This window comes from Streptomyces odonnellii (assembly GCF_000981895.1).
Taxonomy (GTDB): Bacteria; Actinomycetota; Actinomycetes; order Streptomycetales; family Streptomycetaceae; genus Streptomyces; species Streptomyces odonnellii.
This window is the reverse complement of record NZ_LATD01000019.1, coordinates 16,180-39,640: the sequence shown is the minus strand read 5'-3', so window position 1 is coordinate 39,640 and position 23,461 is coordinate 16,180. Positions and strand designations below refer to the sequence as shown.

Sequence of the window (23,461 nt, the reverse complement as noted above, 5' to 3'; positions counted from 1 at the left end):
GGGGATCGGTGGGCGGGTCCGTCGGGCCGCCCGGGTCGTTGCCGGCCGGGGCGGTGCCCCAGACCAGGGCTCCGCCGACCGTGGCGGTGGTCTTCGTCCAGTCGCCGTACGCGGTCTGCGTCGGACCGAAGGAGTAGTCGTCGCTCTGGTTGAGCGACGCCCAGTTGGAACGGTGGAAGCGGAGCTGCATGTCACCGGTGTCGGCGCCGGGGGCGAGGGAGCCCGCGCCCGCGGTGAAGCCGATCTCCAGATAGCGGTCCGCGGTGGCGGTGGGGTTGGCGAGGGTGCCGAAGGTGCCGGTGATGTTGGCGCAGCCCTTCACCGCCCAGGAGCAGGCGAAGGTGTACGAGGCGCCCGCGTCGGCCTTGAAGTAGTAGCGGATCTTCACGGTGCCCAGCGAGACGGCGGAGCCCGAGGTGTTGACCACCTTGAACCAGGGCTCGGCCTGGTCGGAGCCGGTGGAGCTCTGGCGGTACTGGACCTTCACCGACGGGTCGGCGGCGGCGGCCGGCAGCGCGGTGAGCGCGGCGCAGCCCAGGGCGGCCGCCACGCCCAGCGCGGTGACGGTCCGTATCCCGGCGGCCCGCTTGCGTCGGGGGGTGCCGGGCAGTGCGGTGGTGCCGGTGGGCGGGGTGCCGCCCGCCGGGTCGGGGGTGCTCGCACGTGTGGTCATCGACCGGTGTCCTCTCCTGGTGATCCTGGTGTTCCCGATGGCCCGGAACCGGGCGGGAAGGTGAACGAGGCGTTGTGCGGGAGGCCGTGCGGGGGCCGGCCCGGTACGCGGAGCGCGTCGAGCCGGGTTCTGTGGTGGGCGAGCCGCCGCTCGAAGCCCGGCCAGTCCCGGTGCGGGGACCAGGCCGTCTCGGCGAGCGCGCAGAGCCGGGGAAAGGCCAGATACTCGGCGTGCGCGGCGGTGGGGACGTACTCGCTCCAGAGCTGTGCCTGGGTGCCGAGGACCCGGGCCGCCGCGGCCGGTTCCCAGCCGGCGGGCGCGGGTTCGAGGTCGTACACATCACGCAGCGACACCACTCCGCCCGGCTGTCCGGGCGGTTCCTCGGGGCGCTCGCTCTGCGGATAGTCCAGATAGGTGGAGCGGTACGGCGCCATGATGACGTCCTGGCCCCGGCGGGCCGCGGTGAGCCCGTGCGCGGCGGACCGCCAGGGCACGGCGGTGAACCCGGCGGGCAGATCGCTGCCCGTCTCGGTCCAGCCGAGCGGCCGGCGGCCGTTCTCGGTGAGGAAGCCGCCGATCCGGCCCATGAACCAGCCGTGCAGCGCCTCGGGTCCGGACAGCCCCTCGGCCTCGGCCCGCCGGCGTGCGTCCGGCGAGCGCTGCCACTCGGTGGTCGGGCACTCCTCGCCGCCGATGTGCACATGCGGCGAGGGGAAGGTGTCCATGACCTCGTCCAGCACACCCCGGCAGAAGTCGAGGACCTGGTCGTGGACGCCGAGGACGTTCTCGCACACGCCCCAGCGGTCCCAGACGGCCAGTCTGCGCGAGGGGACGTTGCCGAGTTCGGGGTACGCGGCGAGCGCGGCCCGTACATGACCGGGCATCTCGATCTCCGGTACGACGGTGACGCCCCGGGCGGCCGCGTACGCGACCAGGCCGGTCAGCTCGTCACGGGTGTACGCCCCGCCGTGCGGCTCCCCGCCCACCTCGGTGAGCTTCGGGTACGCGGCGACGGGCATCCGCCAGCCCTGGTCGTCGGTGAGATGGAGATGCAGCACATTGAGCTTGTGCAGGGCGAGCAGATCGGTGAACCGGCGCAGGAAGGAGACCGGCCGGAAGCGCCGCGCCACGTCGAGCATCGCGCCGCGCCAGGCGAAGCGGGGTACGTCGGTGATCTGCGCACAGGGCAGCGCCCACTCCGTACCGCGCGCCCTTCGGTGCGACAGCGCCTGGGGCGGCAGGAGCTGACGGAGCGTCTGGACACCGCGTAACAGACCCTCCTGGGCGCCGGCGCGCAGCAGGACCGCGTCGGCACCGACCGTCAGGCCGTACCCTTCCCGGCCGAGTCCGCCGAGGGCGGGGTCGAGTACGAACACGATGCGGCCGTCGGCGGCGGGCGGCAGCGGGAGTCCGGTGGCGGGGGCGAGCAGCGTACGGAGCAGATCGGCGGCGGCCGAGGCGCCGCCCGGGGCGGCCCGTACGGCGGTGTGCTCGTCCAGGACGAACCGGCCGGGGAGCGGGGCGAGTTGGGAAGGCCGGGGTACGAGCTGGAGTCCGGCCCGGTGGGCGGCGGTCGTGGGGCCGGTCACGGGGGTGGTGGTCATGGCGGTGGTCCCCTATCCCTTGACGGCGCCGCTGGTCATCCCGGCGGCGACCCGTCCCTGGAGGACCAGGAAGAGCACCAGGACGGGCAGGGCGAAGAGAGTGGAGGCGGCCATCGTGGCGCCCCAGTCGGTGCCGAAGACATTGGAGAACGAGGACAGCCAGACGGGCAGGGTGCGGTCGTCCTGGTTCTTGATGATCAGCATGTTGGCGAAGGCGAACTCGTTCCAGGCGGTGATGAATCCGAACAGCGAGGTGGCGAGCAGACCCGGGGCGAGCAGCGGCAGGGTGACCCGGCGGAAGGCGGCGGCGCGGGTGCAGCCGTCGACCTGGGCGGCTTCCTCCAGTTCGACCGGGATGGCGGTGAGGAAGCCACGCAGGGTGACGATGGTGAAGGGCAGGGTGATCATGAAGTAGATCAGGGTCAGCATCGACAGCCTGTCGAGCATGCCGGTGTCGCGGGCGATGACATACATGGGGATCAACAGCGCTTCCCAGGGCGCGACTTGAGCGATGAAGACCATGAGGATGAAGCCCCGGCGGCCCTTCCAGCGCAGCCGGGCCACGGCGAACGCGGCGCCGAGCGCCACGATCAGGGCCAGCAGTACGGAACTCGCGGTGATCACCAGGCTGTTGCGCCAGAAGAGCCAGAACCCGTCCGCGCCGACCGCCGTGGTGAAGTGGTCGAGGGTCACCGAGACCGGCAGGAAGAGCGGGGTCTCGGCCTGAATGTCCCGGGTCGGCTTGAAGGCGGTCAGCACCATCCAGTAGACGGGGAAGACCGAGAGGACGAAGACCAGCAGCGCGGCGGCGTGCAGCGGAAGCCGGCGTATCCGGGCGCGGCGCGACGCGCTCCTGGGGGCCGCGCTCACAGCTCGCCCTCCTGCCGGAACATCTGGCGGAAGTAGACGACGAGCACGCCGACGAGCAGCAGCACGGTGAGGGTGGACGCCGCCGCTCCCAGGTCGTAGCGGTGCAGGGACTGCGCGATCCGGTACGCGTAGACGGGCAGGGTGGTCGTCGCGTCGCCCGGACCGCCCTTGCTGATCGCCCAGATCTGGGCGAAGCACCGGAAGACCCAGATGACTTCGAGGCAGAGCACCAGCGCGAAGAGGGGCCGCAGCACGGGCAGGGTGACCGAGCGGAAGATCCGGGCGGCGCCCGCGCCGTCCAGCCGCGCCGACTCGTACAGCTCCGCGGGCACGGTCAGCAGCGCGGCGTGCAGGGTGATGGCGGCGAACGGCACGGACTGCCAGACGACCAGCAGGACCAGGACGGCGAAGGTCGCGCTGCCGTCCGCGAACCAGGAGTAGTTCTCGTACGAGTCGAATCCGAGCCGTACGAGCAGCCAGTTGACCACTCCGAGCCGGGACGAGAACAGCCACTGGAAGACGGTCGTGGTGGCGATGACCGGGCTGGCCCAGGCGAGCACCAGTCCGCTCATCACCAGCAGCCGTGTCCGCCGGCCGAGCTGCTGGAGCATCAGCGCGACCAGCGTGGCCAGCACCATGATCAGGACGACATTGACGGCGGTCCACCAGAAGGTCCGCCGTACGACCTCCCAGAAGACGGGGTCGGCCAGGATCTCCCGGTAGTTGGCGAGCCCGGCGAACGGGGCGCCGCCGCGGATCAGTTCGCCCATGCCGTAGGTCTGGAACGAGATGACCAGGTTGCGGACGAGCGGATAGGCGAGCAGATAGGCGGTGCCGAGCACGGTGGGCGCGATCAGCAGATACGGCCACAGCGCCCCGGGGACCCGGCCGGGCCCGGGGGCCGTGCGGGCCGTGCCGGCCGTACTCATGAGCCGAGGGTCCTGGTGATGCTGTCCGACGCGTTCTTCGCGGCCTTCGCCGGATCGGTTCCGGTGAGTACGGCGGTCATGTACTGCTTGATCGGGTTGGTGGCCTCGACCGCGGCCCACTGCGGGGAGTTGGGGGTGGCGCGGCCCTGTGCGGCGCCCGCGGCCATGGCGGCGGTGGACTCGCTGCCCGCGACGGCCCCCGCGAGGGACGTCCTGTTGGGGACATAGCTCATGGTCTTCGCCATGTCGGTCTGCCAGGTGTCGCCGGTGAGCGCCTTGATCACCTCATAGGCGGCGTCCTGGTGGGCGGACGCCTCCGGCACGATCAGATCGGAACCGCCGGTGAAGACCGCGCCCGGCCTGTCGGAGGTCCTGCCCGGCACGGGGAAGAAGCCGATCTTTCCCTTGAGAGCCGGATTGCTCTCCTCGATGATCTTCGCTCCGCCGGGGACGGAGATGATCTGCGCGACATCGCCCTTGGCGAAGACCTCCGCCTGCGGGGGCTTGGCCTCGTCGGAGTCCTCGGGGCCCTTGCCGAGTGCCTGGAGGCGCCGGTAGAAGTCCATTCCGGCGAGGGCCTCCGGGGTGTCGAGCGTGCCCTTCCACTCTCCGCCGGACCGGGTCGCGAGATCGCCGCCCTGGTCCCAGATGAAGCCGGCGAGGGTGTACCAGTTCTGGCCCGGGAGGTAGATGCCCTGGATCCCGCCCTTGTTGAGCTTCGCCGTGTCGGCGAGCCAGGCGTCCTGGGTGGCGGGCGGGGTGGTGATACCGGCCTTGGTGAAGTGGTCCTTGTGGTAGAGGACGACCCGGTTGGCCGCGTACCAGGGGATGCCGTACTGCTTGCCGTCGATCCTGCCCGGTTCGGCGAGCCCCGGCAGCCAGTCCTTGCCGGACAGCTCCTCCGTACGGTCGGTGAGGTCCTTGACCCCGCCGCTGGCGGCGTACTGGGCGACCTGGGTGTTGCCGACCTCGATCACATCGGGGGCGTCGGTGCTGGCGAGGGCGGCGGTGACCTTCTCGCCGATGCCGTCCCACTCCTGGATCTGGATGTCCAGGGCGATGTCCTTGTGCCGCCGCTCGAAGTCCTGGGTGAAACGGCCGAGGAAGTCCTCGGTGACACTGTCCTTCATGATCCAGACGGTGAGTCTCTCCGGACCGGCGTCGGCGCCCGGGGAGGAGCTGCACGCGCTGAGGGCCAGGGCCGCGGCGAGCGCTGCGGAACCGGCGATGAAGCGGATCTTCACGGGCCACCTCGATAGGGATTTACCAATTGGTCAAGTGGTAAGGTGTGTGAGCAGAAGGTGGCATGGACCAATGTCGGCGTCAAGCCCCCGTAAAGCAGGCGTGGTTGGGATTTTCACCGGGATCATGGCGCGCTTGGTTACGATGGTGTTTACCAGTTGCCCGGTCGGGGTCATATGACCAGTCGGTGTCAGTGGAGTGGTCATCAGGACCATCAGGGGCAGAGAGCACAAGGAACGGAAGAGGTCATGCCCATGGGGAGCGGCTCGTCGGGGGGCCCGTCAGGTGGCGTGTCGGGTGCGGTGCTCAAACGCGAGCGCGTACGGGAGCATCTGCTCGGTCTGATCGAGGCGGGCAGCCCGGGGGACGCGATCCCCTCCGAGCGCGCCCTCTGCGCCGAACTCGGTGTCTCCCGCCCCACGTTGCGCACCGCCGTCGACGAACTCGTCGCCACCGGACAGCTCGTACGGGAGCACGGCCGCGGCATGTTCGTCGCCCCCGCCAAGATCACCCAGGAACTCACCCCGGAGGACACGGCGTTCGTCGTCCCCCGCGCCTCCGGTACCTGGTCGAGCCGCATTCTGGAACGCACGACCTTCCGGGCGGGCGCCAGGATCGGCCGCAAACTGCGCGTCTCCCCCGCCGCCGAGCTGATCTACATCGCCCGGCTGCGGCTGGTCGACGGCTCCCCCATCGCCATCGAGCATCTCCACATCCCCGCGGAACTCGCCCCGGCGCTGACCCCGCAGGAACTCGAATCGGGCGAGCTGTACGACCACTTGAGGGAGCATCACCAGCTCTCCGTGCACGAGGCCACCCAGTCGATCGAACCGACGGTGGTCAGCGAGACCGAGGCCGAGGTCCTCGGGGTGCCGATCCTCTCCCCCGCCCTGCTGATCGAACGCCTCACGCTCGACACCTCGGGCCGCCCCGTCGAGTACGTCCACTCCCTGTACCGGGGCGACCGCTACCGCATCGTCTCCCGGCTGGCGCTGGGCACCGGACCGGCCCGCTCCCGGCAGGACGGCCACCATCCGGGCATCCCGCCGGGCGATTTCGCCCACGACGGCATCATCACCTCGTCCACGACGGGTGATGCATACTGACCGCAGCTTCCGACGGCTCACCGGGAGGGCCCGTGCGCGAGACCCGTACCCCTCGCCCGGAGCAGTCGGCCCGGCCGGTTCAGCCGGACCAGCCGGTTCCGCCGGCCGGTGCCGTACCGCCGGTTCATCCGGTGCTCAAGCGGGAGCGGGTACGGGCGTATCTGCTCGGTCTTGTCGACACGCGGCGGCCGGGCGAGGCCATCCCGTCCGAGCGCACGCTCTGCGCCGAGCTGGGGGTCTCGCGCCCCACCCTGCGGGCGGCGGTGGACGAACTCGTCGCCACGGGACTGCTGGTCCGCGAGCACGGCCGCGGCATGTTCGTGGCTCCCGCGAAGATCACCCAGGAGCTGGTCGCCGAGGACCGCTCCGCCGCGGTGCCCCGGGCGCCGGGGACCTGGTCGGCCCGGGTGCTGGAGTTCCGTACGGCCGGCGCGGGCGCCCGGGTGGGGCGCAGGCTGGGGGTGTCGCCCGCCGCCGAGGTGGTGTACGTGGCGCGGCTGCGGTTCGTGGACGGCGGGCCGGTCGCCCTGGAGTATCTCCATGTCCCCGCCGAACTGGTGCCCGGGCTGACCCCGGAGCGGATGGAGTCCGGCTTCTACGCGTATCTGCGCGACGAGCGCCGGATCAGGATGGCCGAGGCCGTGCAGTCGATCGAGCCGACCGTGCTCAGCGAGGACGAGGCGGAGCTGCTGGGGGTGCCGGTGCTCTCGCCCGCGCTGCTCTTCGACCGGATCACCTCGGACGCCTCGGGGCGGCCCGTCGAGTACGTACGGTCCCTCTACCGCGGCGACCGCTACCGCATCGTCTCCCGGCTGGCCCTGGGCGGCGGGGCCGGGGACCGCCCGGCGCCGGACGCGGACACCTCGCGGAGCGCGGAATGGTGGGGCACGGTGGAGTGAGGGAGGAGGGCGAGCCCATGTCCCACCACAACCACCATCCCCACCACACCTACCGGGTCACCGAGATCTACGGCACGTCCCACGAGGGCATCGACGACGCGATCCGCAACGGCGTCAGCCGCGCGGCCCAGACCCTGCGAGGCCTGGACTGGTTCGAGGTGACGGAGGTACGCGGCCATATCGTCGACGGCGACATCGAGCACTTCCAGGTGGGCCTGAAGGTAGGCTTCCGCCTCGACAGCGAGTGAGCGCACGGGCGCGAACGGAGCCCGTCGGCGCTTGACGACACAGCACAGGAGCCCGTCCGGCGTTTCGGGCCACGGGCACGGGAATCCTGGCGCGGGCCGCGTGTTACATCATGTGTGAGCTCGATCGCCCGCGTCCCGTTCTCCGTACTCGACCGCTCCCGCACCCGGCACGGCCGGGCCGCCCCCCACGCGCTGCGCGAGACCGTACGGTTCGCCCAGCGGATCGAGGCGCTCGGCTACCACCGCTTCTGGGTGTCCGAGCACCACAGCGTGCCGGGCGTCGCGGGATCCGCGCCGACCGTGCTCGCGGCGGCCGTCGCCGCCGCGACCTCCACGATCCGCGTCGGCACCGGTGGTGTGATGCTGCCCAACCACCAACCGCTGGTGGTCGCTGAGCAGTTCGGGGTGCTGGAGTCGCTCTTCCCCGGCCGGATCGACATGGGGCTCGGCCGTTCCGTGGGGTTCACCGACGGGATACGCGCGGCGCTGGGGCGGGACAAGCGGGACGCCGACGACTTCCCCGGCCGGCTCGCCGAGTTGCTCGGCTACTTCACGGGCACCCAGACCGCTCATCCCCAGGTCCATGCCCTGCCCGCCGAGGGACTGCGCCCGCCCGCCTTCGTACTGGCCACCGGGAAGGGCGCCCGGGTCGCCGCCGAGGCCGGACTGCCGCTGGTCATCGCGCCGGCCCGGGGCGAGGACGCGATGCTGCGGGCGATCGACGCGTACCGCGCGGACTTCCGCCCCTCCGTCTGGGGCGAGCGCCCGCATGTGGTGCTCTCCGGTACGGTCGCGGTCGCGTCCACCACCGAGGAGGCCCGCCGGCTGCTGCTCCCGGAGGCGTGGTCCACCGCGTACTCCCGCACCCACGGCTCGTTCCCGCCGCTCGTCCCTGTCGACACGGTCCTCGCCACCCCCATGACCGCCCGGGAGCAGGCGCTGTACGAGACGGCGTGGCGCGGCCAGCTCCATGGCACGGAGGACGAGGTGGCGGCCGGTCTGGACAAGCTGCTGGCGCGCAGCGCCGCCGACGAGTACCTGGTCACAACCAGTACGTACGACAGCGACGCCCTGCTGGACTCGTACGAGCGCCTGGCCGCCCTCCTGGGGCTGCGGCCTCCGGCCGCCGTGTCAGCGTGAGACCTGGGGCCTCTCGTTTGGATCTTGCTGGGCTCGCGGCCCCTGGCACCGCGCCTCGCCGCGTTGTCGTCAGTCGCCTACTCCCCCACAGCCTTAAGGGCGTGGGAGGTGCCCCCTCCGCGTGGGCTCCCTCCTCCGCCTTGCGATCCGCCCCCGTAGCCTGAACGGCACGGGAGGTACCCCCTCCACCAGACCCCGCTCCCTGAAAGCCAGACCCAAACGAAAGACCCTAGCGGGCCGCCCTCAGCGCCCTCAGCCATTCCTTGTTCATCGCAGCGATCGACGGCAGCGGGATGCCCTTCGGGCAGGCCGTGGCGCATTCGCCGGTGAGGGTGCAGCCGCCGAAGCCTTCCTCGTCCATGGTCGCGACCATGTCGAGGACCCGGGTCTCGCGCTCGGGCGCGCCCTGCGGGAGCGTGTTGAGGTGGTTGACCTTGGCGGAGGTGAAGAGCATCGCCGAGCCGTTGGGGCAGGCCGCGACACAGGCGCCGCAGCCGATGCACTCGGCGTGTTCGAAGGCGAAGTCGGCGGCGGGCTTGGGCACCGGGGTGGCGTGGGCCTCGGGGGCCGAACCGGTCGGGGCGGTGATGTAGCCGCCGGCGCCGATGATCCGGTCGAAGGCCGAGCGGTCCACCACCAGGTCCTTGACCACCGGGAACGCCCCGGCGCGCCAGGGCTCGACATCGATGGTGTCGCCGTCCTTGAAGTGCCGCATATGGAGCTGGCAGGTGGTGGTGCGCTCGGGGCCGTGCGCGTCACCGTTGATGACCACTCCGCAGGCGCCGCAGATGCCCTCGCGGCAGTCGTGGTCGAAGGCGACCGGCTCGTCGCCCGCGAGGATCAGCTCCTCGTTGAGCGTGTCGAGCATCTCCAGGAACGACATGTCCTCGGAGATGCCGTCGATGCCGTAGGTGACCATGGCACCGGGGGTGTCCGCGTCCGGCTGCCGCCAGACGCGCAGGGTGAGCCTCATGCGTAGCTCCGCTGGGTGGGGTGGACGTACTCGAAGACGAGGTCTTCCTTGTGCAGGACGGGCGCGGCGCCGGTGCCCGTGAACTCCCACGCCGCCGCGTACGAGAACTCGTCGTCGCGGCGGGCCGCCTCGCCGCCCTCGGTCTGCGACTCCTCGCGGAAGTGACCGCCGCAGGACTCGGTACGGTGCAGCGCGTCGAGGCACATCAGCTCGGCCAGTTCCAGATAGTCGACGATACGGTTGGCCTTCTCCAGGGCCTGGTTGAGCTGTTCGCCGGTGCCCGGCACCTTGATCCGCCGCCAGAACTCCTCGCGGATCTGCGGGATCCGGTCGAGCGCCTTGCGCAGGCCCTCCTCGGTGCGCGCCATACCGCAGTGGTCCCAGAGCAGTTCGCCGATCTCCTTGTGGAACGAGTCGGGCGTACGGTCACCGTCCACGGCGAGCAGCAGCCGCAGCCGGTCCTCGGTGTCGGCGACGGCCTCGGCGACCTCCGGATGGCTGTCGTCGATCTCCTCGTGGCGCGGATTGCGGGCGAGGTAGTCGTTGATGGTGGACGGCAGGACGAAGTAGCCGTCGGCCAGCCCCTGCATCAGCGCGGACGCGCCGAGCCGGTTGGCGCCGTGGTCGGAGAAGTTGGCCTCGCCGATCGCGAACAGGCCGGGCACGGTGGTCTGGAGGTCGTAGTCGACCCAGAGTCCGCCCATCGTGTAGTGGATCGCCGGGTAGATGCGCATGGGCACTTCGTACGGGTCCTCGGCGGTGATCCGCTCGTACATCTCGAAGAGATTGCCGTACTTCTCCTCGACGGCCTTGCGGCCGAGGCGGGCGATGGCGTCGGCGAAGTCCAGATAGACGCCCTGGCCGCCGGGTCCGACGCCGCGCCCTTCGTCGCAGACGTTCTTCGCGGCGCGCGAGGCGATGTCACGCGGGACGAGATTGCCGAAGGAGGGGTAGATCCGCTCCAGGTAGTAGTCCCGCTCGGCCTCGGGGATCTCGGCCGGCGGGCGCCGGTCGCCGCGCGCCAGGGGCACCCAGATCCGGCCGTCGTTGCGGAGCGACTCGCTCATCAGCGTGAGCTTGGACTGGTGGTCGCCGGAGCGCGGGATGCAGGTGGGGTGGATCTGGGTGAAGCAGGGGTTGGCGAAGTGGGCACCGCGCCGGTGGGCGCGCCAGACCGCGGTGGCGTTGCTGTTCTTGGCGTTGGTCGAGAGGTAGAAGACATTGCCGTAGCCGCCCGAGGCGAGGACGACGGCGTCCGCGAAGTACGTGGAGACCTTGCCGGAGACGAGGTCGCGGGCGACGATGCCGCGGGCCCGGCCGTCGACGACGATCAGGTCGAGCATCTCGGTGCGCGGATGCATCTCGACGGCGCCCGCCGCGATCTGCCGGGACAGCGCCTGGTAGGCGCCGAGCAGGAGCTGCTGGCCCGTCTGGCCGCGCGCGTAGAAGGTACGGGAGACCTGGACGCCGCCGAAGGAGCGGGTGTCGAGGAGTCCGCCGTACTCACGGGCGAAGGGGACGCCCTGGGCGACGCACTGGTCGATGATCTCGACGGAGACCTCGGCGAGCCGGTGCACATTGGACTCGCGGGCCCGGAAGTCGCCGCCCTTGACGGTGTCGTAGAAGAGCCGCTGGATGGAGTCGCCGTCGTTGCGGTAGTTCTTGGCGGCGTTGATACCGCCCTGCGCGGCGATGGAGTGGGCGCGGCGCGGCGAGTCCTGGTAGCAGAACTGGACGACGTGGTAGCCCTGTTCGGCGAGGGTGGCGCCCGCGGCGCCGCCCGCCAGACCCGTACCGACGACGATCACGGTGTGCTTGCGGCGGTTGGCCGGGTTCACCAGCTTCGCTTCGAAGCGGCGCCGGTTCCAGCGCTCGGCGATGGGCCCGTCCGGTGCCCTGGTGTCGATGACGGGCTCGCCGACGGTGTAGTGCGCGTAGTCGGCGTAGTGGACGGACTTGGCGGATCCGGCAGGTCCGGCGGCTTCGGCGGGTGCGGCGGGTTCGTTCAGGCTCTGCTCAGGACTCGTGTCCATGCTCAGCTCACCACTCCGGTCATGACGGCGACGGGTACGGCGATGAAGCCCGCGGTCAGCGCCACCGCCAGCGCGGTGGCCGTGGTCTTCAGGGCGCGTTCGCGGGTGGCGCTGCCCGCGCCGAGGGTCTGCGCGGCGCTCCAGAAGCCGTGCTGGACGTGCAGGCCGAGCGCGAGCATCGCGGTGATGTAGATGGCGTTCCCGTACCAGGTGGAGAAGGTGTCCACGACGTTCTGGTACGGATGGCCGGGCTGGAAGCCGCCGGGGTGCGCGGTGCCGGTGGTCAGGTCGAGGATGTGCCAGACGATGAACAGGGCGAGGATGATCCCGCCCCAGCGCATGGTCCTGGTGGCATAGGCGGCGCGCGGGCGCTTGTGCACGTACTTGCTGGGGCGGGCGGCGATGTCGCGGCGGCTGAGCTGGTACGCGCAGACGGCGTGCAGCACGACGGCGACGACCAGGACCGTACGGACGATCCACAGCGCCCATTCGTAGTGCAGGACGGGCTCGCCCAGGGTGCGCAGCCAGTGCGCGTACCCGTTGAACTCGGGCGGCCCGAAGAAGATCTTGAGATTGCCGAGCATGTGCGCGACCAGATAGCCGAGCATGATCAGGCCGCTTACGGCCATGACCGTTTTCTTTCCGATCGTGGATCCCCAGAGGGTGCGGGTCATGGACGGCCGGTGGTCCGTCCCCCGCGTTGCCAGCGCCATGAACATCACGCTAGGCCGCGGGATGCCGAGTGGTCCAAGACATGGACCGGCTCATCTCCATAGCCCCTGCCTATCGGGCGATCTATGGTGGCTTCCATGCAGTTCCAGCAGCTTCTCTACTTCGTGGCCGTCGCCGAGACCAGGCACTTCACCCGGGCCGCGGAGCGGGTGCATGTGTCGCAGCCGTCCCTGTCGCAGCAGATCAGAGCGCTGGAGAAGGAGCTGGGGGCCGAGCTGTTCAGCCGTGCCCGGGGCAATGTCGCGCTCACCGACGCGGGCGAGGCGCTGCTGCCGCTGGCCCGGCGGATCCTGGCCGACACGGAGACCGCCCGGCACGAGGTGCAGGAGCTGGCGCAGCTACGGCGCGGCCGGGTCAGGCTGGGCGCGACCCCCAGTGTGTGCACGGGCCTGCTGCCCGACGTGCTGCGCGCCTTCCACGATCTGCATCCGGGCATCCAGTTGCTGATCGAGGAGAGCGGCTCGCACGATCTCGTACGGGAGCTGGCGCGCGGGGCGCTGGATCTGGCGCTGGTGGTGCTGCCCCTGCCGTCCGCGTCCCCCGCGCTGACCACGGTCGAGCTGCTGCACGAGGACCTGGTGGTGGTGTCGTCCGCCGCCGTCGCGCCACCGGGCCGCCCGCTCAGGATCGCCGATCTGGAGGGCGAGCCGCTGGTGATGTTCCGGCACGGCTACGACCTGCGCGAGCTGACGGTCGCCGCCTGCCGGGCCGCCGGGTTCGAGCCGTCGTTCACCGTGGAGGGCGGCGAGATGGACGCCGTCCTCGGATTCGTACGGGCCGGACTCGGCCTGGCGGTCGTACCGAGCATGGTGGCGGCGCGGGCGCGCGATCTGCGGGTCACGGCCCTGGCGAGGCCGGGGCTGAGCCGTACGATCGCGCTCGCCCACCGCAGCGATGTCGCCCCGCCGCGCGCCGCCCGCGAGCTTCAGAAGGTGCTGCTGGCCACGCAGACCGCCGCGCGCGGACGGGCCAGGAGCACGCCTCGTACCCCTGGACCGTCCACGTCCGGACCGTCCACGTCCGGACCGTCCACGTCCGGTCAGGCCACGCCCGGTCAGACCGCGTCCGCGAGCGACAGCGTGTGAAGCTGCTCGGGCGGCCCCGGCCTGGCGTAGTACCAGCCCTGCGCGGTGTCGCAGCCGAGCCGCCGCAGATGCTCCGCCTGCGCCCCGGTCTCCACACCCTCGACCGTGACCGCCAGCTCCAGGCTGTGCGCGAGTGAGACGATCCCCTCCACGATCTTCAGATCGACCGGGTCGGCCGGGTGCTGCTGCATCCCCTGGGTGAAGGAGCGGTCGAGCTTGAGCACGCTCACCGGCAGCCTGCGCAGATTGGCCAGGTTCGAGTAGCCGGTCCCGAAGTCGTCGAGCGCGATGTCGACGCCCATCTCGGCGAGCTGGCGCAGCGGCTTGAGCAGGTCCTCGTCGGCACCGATCAGCGCCGACTCGGTCACCTCCAGGCAGAGCGAGCCCGGCGGCAGACCGATCCGCTCCAGCACCTCCACCGTGTCGGCGACGAGCCCGGGGTGGTGGAGCTGGGCCGGGGAGAGGTTCACATTGATCCGCAGCGGTCCGCCGAGCGTGCCCTCGGGGAGCGTCTGGTGCCAGAACATGGCCTGCCGTACGGACTGTTCCAGCACCCAGCGCCCGAGCGGCACGATCAGGCCGGTGTGCTCCGCGAGCGGGATGAACCGGTCCGGGCCGAGCACCCCGTGCTGCGGATGCGACCAGCGCACCAGCGCCTCCGCGCCGTGCACCGTCCCGTCGTCGAGATGGACCAGCGGCTGGTACTCGATGAAGAACTCGCCGCGCTCCAGGGCGGCCGGCAGCGCGGTGGTCAGTCCGTGCCGGGTGATGGCCCGGGCGTCGGCCTCCGGGTCGGCCAGCTCGTAGCGGTTGCCGCCCGCCGCCTTGGCCCGGTACATGGTGATGTCCGCGCTGCGCAGCACCTCGGCGGGGCTGTGTTCGGCGGCGAGACCCTCCACGACGCCGATACTGCCCCGTACGGTGAACTCCCGGCCGTCCAGCAGGATCGGGGTCGCCAGCGCGCCCAGGATCCGGGAGGCGAGATCGGCCACCGCGCGCTCGGTGTCGGGTCCTGTGGTCAGCGCCACGAACTCGTCGCCGCCGATCCGGGCCACCATCTCGCCGGGCGCGGTCGCGCAGCTCTGGAGCCGGTCCGCGACCTCGACCAGCAGCCGGTCACCCGAGGCGTGGCCCAGGCTGTCGTTGATCGCCTTGAAGCCGTCGAGATCGAGGTAGCAGAGGCCGAAGCGGGCGCTCTCGGCGGCGGAGAGGGTCTTCTCCAGCCGCTCGAAGAACAGGGTCCGGTTGGGCAGTCCGGTCAGGGCGTCGTGCGTGGCCTCGTACCGCAGCCGCAGATTGAGCAGCCGCCGCTCGGTCGTGTCCTCCATCAGCGCGAGCTGGTACTGCGGGGTGCCCTCGGCGTCCCGGAGCAGTGAGACCGTCAGATTGGTCCAGAGGACGGTGCCGTCATTGCGGTAGAAGGGCTTCTCGGCGCGGAAGTGCTCGCGTTCGCCGCGGACCAGCTCCCCGTACATCCGCCAGAAGTGCGGTACGTCCTCGGGGTGGCCCCACTCGCTCACGTTCCTGCTGCGGACATGGTGTTCGAGTCCGCCGAACATCTCGGTGAGGGTGTCGTTGACCTCCAGCACATTGCCTTCGAGGTCGGCGATGCCGATTCCGAAGGCCGCGCCCTCGAACACCGCGCGGAAGCGGGTCTCGGTGGCGTGCAGCGCCTCTTCGGCCTGGCTGCGCGCGGAGAGCGCGGAGCGGGCTATGGCCTCCTGCTCGGCGAGGGTGCGCTCGCGCAGTGCCTGGGCGAAGCCCGCGGCGAGGGAGTGCTGGAGGCGGGCGCAGCGGGCCCGGCTCTCCTCGACGGGCAGCTCGTCCGTACCGCAGTACAGGACCAGGTACGAGTCGACGACGCCGAGGGTACGGGTGAGCGCCTCGGGGTCGGTGCAGTGCGCGGCCACCAGGGCGGCGCCGACGCGCGCCGCGGGCGCGGTGTCGAAGGGGCGCGCGTGCAGCGCGTCCTTCAGCTCCCGGGCCAGGGGCGCCAGTTGGGTCTCGAACTCGGGGCGGGTCAGGGACGTGGCCGCGGCGGGGAAGACCGCCCGGCTCCAGATCGTGGCGAACCGTCTGAGTCTGTCTTCCGGGCCGTCCGGAGCCGCCGCGGAGTCCGCCGGCTGCGACGGCACCATCACGCCTTGCGTCCCACTCCGGCGAAGCCCGCGAAGGCGTACGGGTCCTCCTGGGCGACGGGGCATTCGGGGCGCCACTCGGGCATGGCCACCAGACCGGGTTCGACCAGCTCGAAGCCGTCGAAGAACCGGGCGGTCTCCTCACGGGTCCGCATCACCAGCGGGCTGCGGATGTCGCGGTAGACGTCGACCGCGCCGCCCGCCTGCTCGCGCGGCACCGGAAGGCGGTCGTACGAGGCGTGGGTGAGGACGATCAGGCTGCCGGGCGCGAGCGCGTCGCGCAGTTCGGCCACCGCGCCGTACGGGTCGTCCGCGTCCTCCAGGAAGTGCAGGACGGCGACGAGCAGCAGGGCCACCGGCCGCTCGGTGTCCAGGAGTCGGAGCGCCTCGGGACTGCTCAGGAGCTCGCCGGGCTTGCGGAGATCGGCGTTCACGACGGCGGCGTTCTCATTGCCTTCGAGCACCGCCCGGCTGTGGGCCACGGCGACGGGGTCGTGGTCGGCGTAAAGGACCCGGGCTTCGGGGTGCGCGGCCTGGGCGACTTCATGGACATTACCGAAGGTGGGAATGCCGGAACCGATGTCGAGAAACTGGGAGACGCCTTCGGCCAGGGCGAATTCGACAGCGCGGCGCATGAACGCCCGGTTCGACTTCATGATCTTGGGCAGCCCCGGCACGAACTCCATTGCCTTGCGCGCGGCTTCCCTGTCCACCTCGAAATTGTACGAACCGCCCAGATAGTAGTCGTAAATGCGGGAAACGCTCGGCACCGATATGTCGATGCCTCGCGGGGCCCAGGCGGGACGCTCCATCGATGTCTCCAACACGTAGCCACGGGTCGCGGCCAAGTATCTGGCCGGTTGTTCGAGCCGAGGCTACTGATCGCCCGCCAGGAGAGCGAGCCCAAACGGAAATTAGCGATCCGTTCTTGGTCACACGCCGGTGGTGCGTGGCAGATCCGCCGTCGCGCGGGAGGGGCGCGACGGCGGACCGGTGGGGCCGGAGCACGGTGTGGGGACTACTTGGGCGCTCCGACCAGCTTGGCATTCGGGGAAACCGCGTACCAGGTGCCGCCCACGCCCTGACCATTGGTGTCGCCCGGCTTTGTGTCGCCGCTGAAGGTGTAGAGCGGCCAGCAGTCCATGGTCTGCTGCTTGATTCCATCGGGCCTGTCGAAGGTCACGAAGCCCTTCTTGGTGATGCCTTCGGTGTCATTCTTGTCGACCGGTTCGACGACCGGCCACTTGTCCAGGCACTCGCCGGTGCAGGCCGTCGACATCGGCCACGCGGTGTCCTTCTTGAACCGGTACACCGTCATTCCCTGTGAATCCACCACGATGTCGCCGAGCTTGGGGTCCTTGCGGACGGACAGGCCGGGCAGATCACCGGCGGTCACCTCGTCGTCCGAGCCGGCACCGGAGGCGTCGGCGGGTGCGGCCTTCTTGCCGTCGGGGGCAGAGGCGAACCAAGTGCCGCCCACGCCCTGGCCGTTGGCGTCGCCGGGGCTGGTGTCCTTCGCGTACCGGTACATCGGCCAGCCCGCGATGGTGAGCTGCTTGGTGCCGTCGGCGCGGGTGATCTCGCCGAGCAGCGAGGGGTCGGTGCCGGGCGCGGCCTTGGCTCCGTCGGGGGAGACCACGGGCCAGGCGGTGGCACAGTCGCCCTCGCAGTTCGAGGTGGGCGGCTCGGCCGTGTCCTTGTCGAAGCGGTAGAGCGTGAACCCCTCGCTGTCGGTGACGACTTCGCCGAGTTCCTTGCTGTCCCACACGGCGAGCTGACCCGCCTTCTTGGCCACCGCGGCGCCCGTGTCGGTGCCGTAGCCGCCGTCCGCTCCGTAGCCGGCGTCGGCCGGCTTGGCGGCGCCGACGGACAGACCGGTCTCGGTGCCCTGCTCCTGACCGCACGCCGTCGTCAGGGCCAGTACGGCCGCCGCGGTCACCGCGAGCGAGGCGTTCCGCCAGGTGTTCATGTCAACTCCCGTTGTCCGTAAGCCAGTTGATGCGCCTGGGTGCGCCGTTCATGGCCCTAAGTACGGGCCGGAAGCACCGCAGCGTTCAACGCGACCGGAAAAAACTTCCGGCGCTCAAACCTGCTGGAGCCCAAATCCCCCAAACGGGCGAATCCAAGGGCCTTCCGGCGTGCCGCGGCCGACCGGGGAACAGGCTCCTGCCGTGTATGGATCGCTCGTCGGACGGCTGTCGGCTGCCGTCGCACTCCTTTGGCTGTCGGCCGTGCCCACGCCTGCCGCGGCGCATACCTGCGTGTACGCCTCGGTGGGTCCCCATGGACACCATCTCGTGGTGTCCGTGTCGGTCGGCGGCCACCACTGCCCGAGGCCGACCCCGACACCATCGCCGACGCCGGAGCCGCCCAGCCCGTCGCCTTCGCCGTCGCCTTCGCCGACGCCGTCCCCCTCGCCACCGCCGCCGCCTCCGACTCCCACGCCTCCGGAGCCGCCCGCACCGCCGACGCCGTCGCCCCGGCCGACACCGAAGCCGGCACCTCCGCCGACCCCGACTGTCACGCCCAAGCCGCCGGTGCCCGTCCGGCCCGCCGCCAGGCCGCGGCCCGTTCCGCCGACGCCCGTGCCGGTACGGAAGTCGCCGCCCGCCCCGGACCCGAGCCCGGTACGGCCGTCCGCCAAGCCGACTCCCTCGGCGAGCCCCTCGCCGTCCCGGGTGCCCCTGCCCGCGTACCGCAAGGCGACCCGTGAGCAGCCCGGCGGAGGGCCCTCGCTGGTCTCGCTGATGCTCCTCATCACGGCCCCCGCCGTCCTGGCCGTCGCCGTCCTGCGTCCCCGCTCCCGCTGATCCACGGAGAATCCATGTCGGAATGGCTCGTCCTGAGCATCGCGATGGCCGCCGCCTGCGCGGTCGTCCTCACCATCGTCGTCATCAACAACCGCCGTGTGCCGGACGACGACGATCCCTCCGGGACACCGGACGTCATGGAGTACATGACGATGATGATCGGCGTGATCTACGCGATCGTGCTGGGCCTGGCGATCGCCGGTGTCTGGGAGGGCCGCGGCGCCGCTCAGGAGTCCGTACGCCAGGAGGCCCAGTCCCTGCACGAGATCCGGCAGCGGGTCCAGGTCTATCCGGCCGCGGTCAGGGACCGGATCCGCGACGACGTCGACGCGTACGTGTCGTATGTCGTCGACCGTGAATGGCCGTACATGGCCAAGCACGAGGCCCTCAGCGCGGAGGGCACCCGGCTGTTCGACCAACTGCGGCGCGATGTCACGCGGTACGCCCCGAAGACCGAGTTGGAGGGGCAGGCGTACCAGCCGCTGGTGGACGAGGTGGCCGCCGCCGACGACGCCAGAGGGGCGCGCGGCGGGAACGCGGGGGCGACGATGCCGGGGGTGGTCTGGTTCGGTCTGATCACCGGCGCGGTGGTCACGGTGGGGCTGATCTTCGTGCTCCAGATCCGCCGTACGTTCCGTGAACTGCTGCTGGCGGGGCTCTTCAGCGCCCTGATCGCCTTCCTGCTCTTCCTCATCTGGGACTTCGACGCGCCGTACGGCCGTGGGATCGCCGCGACCGCGGCGCCCTTCCTGGATCTGTTCCCGCAGGCAGGAGGCTGAACAGATCGGCCGTCAAGAGGGCCGTACCGGACACGGGTGTCCTCCGTACGAGGGACACCCGTGCCCCATTCGCCCGCCAGCGATCGCGGGTGTGATAACGCGCTCTTAGCGTTTCTGGCAACGAGGAGCATTCGCCGACATGTGCGGAAACCGGTTCCGCCGCTGCTCCCCGGGACCCGGAGGATTCACCATGCGAGCGATACGTGCCGCGTCCGCCGCTCTGCTGGGAGTGGCCGCATTCGCCCTGACCGCACCTGCTGCCGACGCCGCGGTCGCCGCCGACGCGCCGTTCGGATACAGCATCACCCCGTCCACGGTCGCGCCCGGTGGCCGGGTGACGCTGGCCGTCACCAAGTGCAGCACGCCCGCCACCGCCTCCTCCGGGGTCTTCGACACCGTCACCATCCCGTCCGGCCGCACGGCGACGGCCACCGTCGACTGGGACGCCAAGGCGGGCGCGCGGTACGAGGTGACCTTCACCTGCAACGGCGTCTCGGCGAAGACCACCCTCGCCGTCTCCAACTCCGCCAGGACACCGGCCCCCGTACCGGTGCCCACGGGGACCACCGGAACCACGGGGACCTCCGCGGCCGTACCGGCGCCCGCGGGCACCGTCAGTTCGCCCGGCGGGGTCAGGGGCGGCCTCGGCGGCAGCATCGGCGGGATGAACATGGCCGAGATCCTCACCGGTACGGCGCTGGTGGTGGCCGGCATCACGGGGACCGTCTACGCCATCCGGCGGCGGGCGGAGCACCGTGGCCACTGACCGCGCACCGGCCAGTGCCACCCCCCGTCCGGTCCTCCGCCCGGAAGGCAGCCAGGAATCCCGTCGCCCCGAGTCCTCCGCCTGGACTCGGGGTGACGGGCATGCGGGGCGCTCCGGCCCCCGCGAGGACCGGACCGTACGGCCGGTCAGACCCCCGCACCGGTGAGCCGACGGCGGCGCGCGAGGAACAGGGAACCGCCGACGGCCGCCGTGGCGACCAGCCCGCCGCCGACCGCCATCTCCGTGGAGCTGGGGCCGATGGAACCGCCGAGCCCGCCGAGTGCGCCGCGCCCCGCGAGCACCTCGAACTGGTGGGTCTCGACCCGGTTGTTGTCACTGCACTTGACGGCGAGGTTGTAGCGGCCGGGCGTGGCGTCGTCGTGGATCCGTGCCACCGCCCTGGAGTGCCCCGACGGATTGACCGACAGCTCGACCCGCCGGAAGGCGTTGGACGTGACAGTCCCGCCGTGGCCGCAGCCCTGGACGGTGATCTCGATCCTGCCGCCCTGGTGGACCGAGAACGGATTGACGGTGACATTCCTCGGACCGTCCGTGGCGGCGGCCAGTGGGGCGGAGAACGCCACGGCCGCGCAGGCGGCCGCGGACACCGCGAGAGCGCGTGAAGCACGCATCGTTGAACCTCCAGCGGAAGACGCCCCAAAGCGGTGCTCCGGGAGATTCGACGAGTACGCCTTCCATGACGAACCATCACCGCGCGACCCCATCGTCGCACTTCGGCACTGGTCCACCCCGGTGAGCCGACACGCCGACCGGAGGCCGCCCGGCCCGATGGAGGCGCAGGTCACCGACCGTCAGAGATTTTTATATGCCGATTACTCGGATGGGTCAGCGCGAAGGGTTCCGCCACCCGTTCGCCCGCCTCTGATCGCGGACCTGGACCGGCGCGCTTACCGTGCGAGCATCCCCCCGAAGGGAGAACTATGCCGAAGGGAGAACTATGGCCAAGGACCATTACGCTCCGGAGTCGAGACTGCGGTCGCCCTGGGGCGTTCTGGCTCTCGTCATGCTCACCGGTATCGCCCTGATGCGCAACGGGCTGGATGTCTCGCTGGGGCCGCCGCAGCCCGCCTCGGCGGCCGGTCTCGGGCGTCCGGACCCGGCCGCGGCGGCCGCGCACACGATGCCGATCGTGAAGCCGCTGCCGTACGCCCCGATGTCGCGGCTGCGCATCCCGGCGATCAAGGTCGACACCCCGGTCGTCGATGTCGGGCTCGACTCGGACGGCTGGATCGCGGCCCCGCCGCCGCAGGACCCCAATCTCGCAGGCTGGTACCAGAACGGCATCGCGCCGGGCCAGCGCGGCACCTCGGTGGTCGTGGGCCATGTCGACAACCAGGCGGGACCGGCCGTCTTCTACGCCCTGGGTTCGCTGGAGAAGGGCCAGCACATCGAGGTGACCCGGTTCGACAACCGGACCGCGGTGTTCGAGATCTACGGGGTCGAGGTCTTCGCCAAGAACGGCTTCCCCGGCGCCCGGGTCTACGGCGACACCGGCCATGCCGAGCTGCGGGTGATCACCTGTGGCGGCGGCTACTCGAAGTCCAACGGGTACGCGGGCAATGTCGTCGTCTTCGCCCGTCTGATCGGGACACGCTGACCGGGACGCGCGGGCCGAGGCGGACCGGACGCGCCGGTACGGACCGGCCCTCGCCACACCGCAGGATGCGGGAAATGCAGGATGCGGGAAATGACTGGGGCCGGCCGGCTCACTCGGGCCGGCCGGCCCATCGGTGCGTATGGTGCGTATCTCCCGGTGCCCCTCCCGGCGCATGTCCGGGGGTGCGGCCCAGGGGGTGTCTGTCATCCGGCCCGCCGTCTCATCGGTGCGGCACCGCGATGCGGTAGCCGCTCTTCAGCAGCTTGGGCAGATAGGTACGGAGCGCCGCCACGCTCTGCGAACGGTTGCCGCCCGCGTCGTGCGACAGCACCACCACCCCCGGGCCCGCGCCGTCCAGCACCTTGTCGACGATCGACTTGGTGCCCGGGGTGTTCCAGTCGAGGGTGTCGACGGTCCAGGCGAGGGGTTCCATGCCCAGTTCGGCGCCGATCTCGAAGGAGTGCTTGTTCCAGGCGCCGTACGGTGCCCGGTACCAGAGCGGCGCGGTGCCCACGGTCTTCTCGATGACGTCGCACGTACGCCCCAGTTCCTTGCGGATGGCGGACGGGCGCAGGCTGGGCACCAGCGGATGGGTCCAGGTGTGGTTGCACACCACGTGCCCGTCGTCGGCGATCGCCCGCAGCAGGTCCGGATACTCCTCGACCTGCCCGCCGCAGACGAAGAACATCGCCCGGACGTCATAGGTGCGCAAGGTGCGCAGGATGCTCGGGGTGTAGCGGGGGTCGGGCCCGTCGTCGAAGGTGAGCACCATGCTCCTGCCCAGCTCCGGCAGGTTCAGGATGGGTTTCTTGCGTACCGGCGGCAAGGCTCTGCGCAGGCCGAGCGGGGGCCCCTCGGTCATGGGCTGGAGCCGGTACGCGGAGGGCTTGAGCGGGGGGCTCGCCTTCGCGCCCGCCGCCTCCACGGCTTCCTTGGCACCCGCCTGCGGGGCCGGAACCACAGGGGGGCCGGGCGTCTGGGCCTGGCCCGCGGTGAACATCCGGGCGACGAGGGCGGCGCCGAGGCAGGCGGCGACCCGCAGGACAGCACGCCGACCCGGAATCATCTGATCCTTTTTCATGACCAATGGCTCGCACGGCGGATGGTTCCCACCGCTCAGCAACACCCCGAAGCCGGGTGAAAGCACCCGATGGGATGAGCACCGGGACGGCCCTGGACACCCTGCGCCAAAGGGAGCGAAAGTCTCTCACGGATGCCCGGTCCGGCCACAATCGCGGCCGATCACAGCGGCCCCCCAAGGGCCCCCGGCGCCGGAAACGGATAGCCTGCGTCCGTGACCCAGCAGCCCACCAGATTCGAACGCGGTACCGACGGCCCGAAGGTGATCGTCGTCGGCGTGGACGGGTCGAAGTCCTCCTTCCGCGCGGCTTCGTACGCCGGCGGTCTCGCCCGGCGGCAGAACGCGCTGCTCGCCATCGTCTACGTGCAGCCGGTGCTCGCGGCGGGCGCGGCCCTGGGCGCCCCCGTCGCGGACACGACCGGGGAGATCGCCGAGGGGCTCATGCAGGAGATCCGGGAGGGGATAGAGCGGGTCAAGGACGTCTGGGACGTCCGCTGGGAGTTCCACACCTTCCATGGCGACCCGTACAACGGGCTGGTCACCGCGGCCGACGAGCTGAAGGCCGACGCGGTCGTGGTGGGCGCCTCGGAATCGGCCGGGCACCGGATCATCGGCTCGGTGGCGGTACGCCTGGTCAAGGCGGGCCGCTGGCCGGTGACGGTCGTCCCGTAGGGCCGTGACACCCGGAGCGCCGGGACCCGGAGAAGCCCCCCAGCGGGTCACTGAGGGGCTTCC

The 23,461-nt window shown here is 71.0% G+C and carries 23 protein-coding genes; 10 read left to right on the top strand and 13 right to left on the bottom strand.

The genetic code is table 11. From position 1 onward, the window contains the following. The 5 genes from WH07_RS02785 to WH07_RS02765 all read right to left on the bottom strand — a co-directional run. The coding region (locus WH07_RS02785) for a cellulose binding domain-containing protein (protein ID WP_046494848.1) at positions 1–673 on the bottom strand (673 nt) is incomplete at its 3' end. After that, positions 670–2,277, bottom strand: a complete 1,608-nt coding sequence (locus WH07_RS02780; RefSeq protein ID WP_046494846.1) for a beta-N-acetylhexosaminidase — start codon at positions 2,275–2,277, stop codon at positions 670–672. The genes WH07_RS02785 and WH07_RS02780, both read right to left, overlap by 4 nt. Positions 2,278–2,289: 12 nt before the next feature. Next, on the bottom strand, positions 2,290–3,147 hold the full coding sequence (locus tag WH07_RS02775; RefSeq protein ID WP_046494844.1) for a carbohydrate ABC transporter permease: 858 nt from the start codon (positions 3,145–3,147) through the stop codon (positions 2,290–2,292). Next, on the bottom strand, positions 3,144–4,076 hold the full coding sequence (locus tag WH07_RS02770) for a carbohydrate ABC transporter permease (protein WP_079022891.1): 933 nt from the start codon (positions 4,074–4,076) through the stop codon (positions 3,144–3,146). Before WH07_RS02770 ends, WH07_RS02775 begins: the two co-directional genes overlap by 4 nt. Beyond that, on the bottom strand, positions 4,073–5,320 hold the full coding sequence (locus WH07_RS02765) for an extracellular solute-binding protein (protein WP_046494841.1): 1,248 nt from the start codon (positions 5,318–5,320) through the stop codon (positions 4,073–4,075). Before WH07_RS02765 ends, WH07_RS02770 begins: the two co-directional genes overlap by 4 nt. Before the next feature lie 252 nt (positions 5,321–5,572). Between WH07_RS02765 and WH07_RS02760 the strand changes: the two genes are divergently transcribed. The 4 genes from WH07_RS02760 (at position 5,573) to WH07_RS02745 (ending at position 8,711) form a co-directional block, all read left to right on the top strand. Further along, complete coding sequence (locus tag WH07_RS02760; RefSeq protein WP_046494862.1) at positions 5,573–6,424, top strand: GntR family transcriptional regulator; 852 nt, start codon at positions 5,573–5,575, stop codon at positions 6,422–6,424. A gap of 131 nt (positions 6,425–6,555) precedes the next feature. Further along, on the top strand, positions 6,556–7,323 hold the full coding sequence (locus WH07_RS02755; RefSeq protein WP_046494861.1) for a GntR family transcriptional regulator: 768 nt from the start codon (positions 6,556–6,558) through the stop codon (positions 7,321–7,323). Positions 7,324–7,340: 17 nt separating this feature from the next. Then, positions 7,341–7,571, top strand: a complete 231-nt coding sequence (locus WH07_RS02750; RefSeq protein WP_046494839.1) for a dodecin — start codon at positions 7,341–7,343, stop codon at positions 7,569–7,571. Positions 7,572–7,685: 114 nt separating this feature from the next. Next, on the top strand, positions 7,686–8,711 hold the full coding sequence (locus WH07_RS02745; RefSeq protein WP_046494836.1) for an LLM class flavin-dependent oxidoreductase: 1,026 nt from the start codon (positions 7,686–7,688) through the stop codon (positions 8,709–8,711). 229 nt (positions 8,712–8,940) lie between these two features. On the opposite strand, the gene WH07_RS02740 is transcribed toward WH07_RS02745, so the two are convergent. Genes WH07_RS02740 through WH07_RS02730 form a run of 3 tightly spaced genes read right to left on the bottom strand, consistent with a single transcriptional unit; the run spans position 8,941 to position 12,430 of the window. After that, positions 8,941–9,684 carry a succinate dehydrogenase/fumarate reductase iron-sulfur subunit gene (locus WH07_RS02740; protein WP_046494834.1) on the bottom strand — a complete coding sequence of 248 codons (744 nt, stop codon included), beginning with the start codon at positions 9,682–9,684 and terminating at the stop codon, positions 8,941–8,943. Beyond that, positions 9,681–11,717: a fumarate reductase/succinate dehydrogenase flavoprotein subunit gene (locus WH07_RS02735; protein ID WP_232788686.1), complete on the bottom strand. Its 2,037-nt coding sequence runs from the start codon at positions 11,715–11,717 to the stop codon at positions 9,681–9,683. Before WH07_RS02735 ends, WH07_RS02740 begins: the two co-directional genes overlap by 4 nt. 2 nt (positions 11,718–11,719) lie before the next feature. After that, positions 11,720–12,430, bottom strand: a complete 711-nt coding sequence (locus WH07_RS02730) for a succinate dehydrogenase (RefSeq protein WP_063775728.1) — start codon at positions 12,428–12,430, stop codon at positions 11,720–11,722. A gap of 96 nt (positions 12,431–12,526) precedes the next feature. On the opposite strand from WH07_RS02730, the gene WH07_RS02725 reads away from it, so the two are divergent. Then, positions 12,527–13,534, top strand: a complete 1,008-nt coding sequence (locus WH07_RS02725) for a LysR family transcriptional regulator (protein WP_232788685.1) — start codon at positions 12,527–12,529, stop codon at positions 13,532–13,534. Here WH07_RS02725 and WH07_RS02720 read toward each other — a convergent pair. The 3 genes from WH07_RS02720 to WH07_RS02710 form a co-directional block, all read right to left on the bottom strand. Continuing rightward, positions 13,504–15,675, bottom strand: coding sequence for a putative bifunctional diguanylate cyclase/phosphodiesterase (locus WH07_RS02720; protein WP_046494830.1), 2,172 nt, complete (start codon positions 15,673–15,675; stop codon positions 13,504–13,506). The genes WH07_RS02725 and WH07_RS02720 overlap by 31 nt on opposite strands. Next, positions 15,672–16,484 carry an SAM-dependent methyltransferase gene (locus WH07_RS02715; protein ID WP_046494828.1) on the bottom strand — a complete coding sequence of 271 codons (813 nt, stop codon included), beginning with the start codon at positions 16,482–16,484 and terminating at the stop codon, positions 15,672–15,674. The genes WH07_RS02720 and WH07_RS02715 overlap by 4 nt, the downstream gene beginning before the upstream one ends. Before the next feature lie 206 nt (positions 16,485–16,690). Continuing rightward, positions 16,691–17,641 carry an SCO0930 family lipoprotein gene (locus WH07_RS02710; RefSeq protein ID WP_046494826.1) on the bottom strand — a complete coding sequence of 317 codons (951 nt, stop codon included), beginning with the start codon at positions 17,639–17,641 and terminating at the stop codon, positions 16,691–16,693. Positions 17,642–17,890: 249 nt separating this feature from the next. Between WH07_RS02710 and WH07_RS40205 the strand changes: the two genes are divergently transcribed. From WH07_RS40205 to WH07_RS02690, 3 genes are all read left to right on the top strand, one after another. Then, the gene (locus tag WH07_RS40205) at positions 17,891–18,385 is read left to right on the top strand and encodes a hypothetical protein (protein ID WP_046494825.1); all 495 of its coding nucleotides are present in this window, start codon (positions 17,891–17,893) and stop codon (positions 18,383–18,385) included. Positions 18,386–18,496: 111 nt separating this feature from the next. Next, positions 18,497–19,261, top strand: a complete 765-nt coding sequence (locus WH07_RS02695) for a bestrophin-like domain (protein ID WP_046494821.1) — start codon at positions 18,497–18,499, stop codon at positions 19,259–19,261. A 190-nt stretch (positions 19,262–19,451) separates the two neighbouring features. Then, positions 19,452–20,027, top strand: a complete 576-nt coding sequence (locus WH07_RS02690; protein WP_046494819.1) for a hypothetical protein — start codon at positions 19,452–19,454, stop codon at positions 20,025–20,027. A 146-nt stretch (positions 20,028–20,173) separates the two neighbouring features. Here WH07_RS02690 and WH07_RS02685 read toward each other — a convergent pair whose 3' ends face one another. Continuing rightward, positions 20,174–20,659, bottom strand: a complete 486-nt coding sequence (locus WH07_RS02685; RefSeq protein WP_046494817.1) for a hypothetical protein — start codon at positions 20,657–20,659, stop codon at positions 20,174–20,176. Between the two features lie 326 nt (positions 20,660–20,985). On the opposite strand from WH07_RS02685, the gene WH07_RS02680 reads away from it, so the two are divergent. Then, the gene (locus WH07_RS02680; protein ID WP_046494815.1) at positions 20,986–21,645 is read left to right on the top strand and encodes a class F sortase; all 660 of its coding nucleotides are present in this window, start codon (positions 20,986–20,988) and stop codon (positions 21,643–21,645) included. A 220-nt stretch (positions 21,646–21,865) separates the two neighbouring features. On the opposite strand, the gene WH07_RS02675 is transcribed toward WH07_RS02680, so the two are convergent. Continuing rightward, complete coding sequence (locus WH07_RS02675) at positions 21,866–22,726, bottom strand: polysaccharide deacetylase family protein (protein ID WP_046494813.1); 861 nt, start codon at positions 22,724–22,726, stop codon at positions 21,866–21,868. 213 nt (positions 22,727–22,939) lie between these two features. On the opposite strand from WH07_RS02675, the gene WH07_RS02670 reads away from it, so the two are divergent. After that, positions 22,940–23,398, top strand: coding sequence for a universal stress protein (locus WH07_RS02670; protein ID WP_046494811.1), 459 nt, complete (start codon positions 22,940–22,942; stop codon positions 23,396–23,398). Positions 23,399–23,461: the final 63 nt, after the last annotated feature.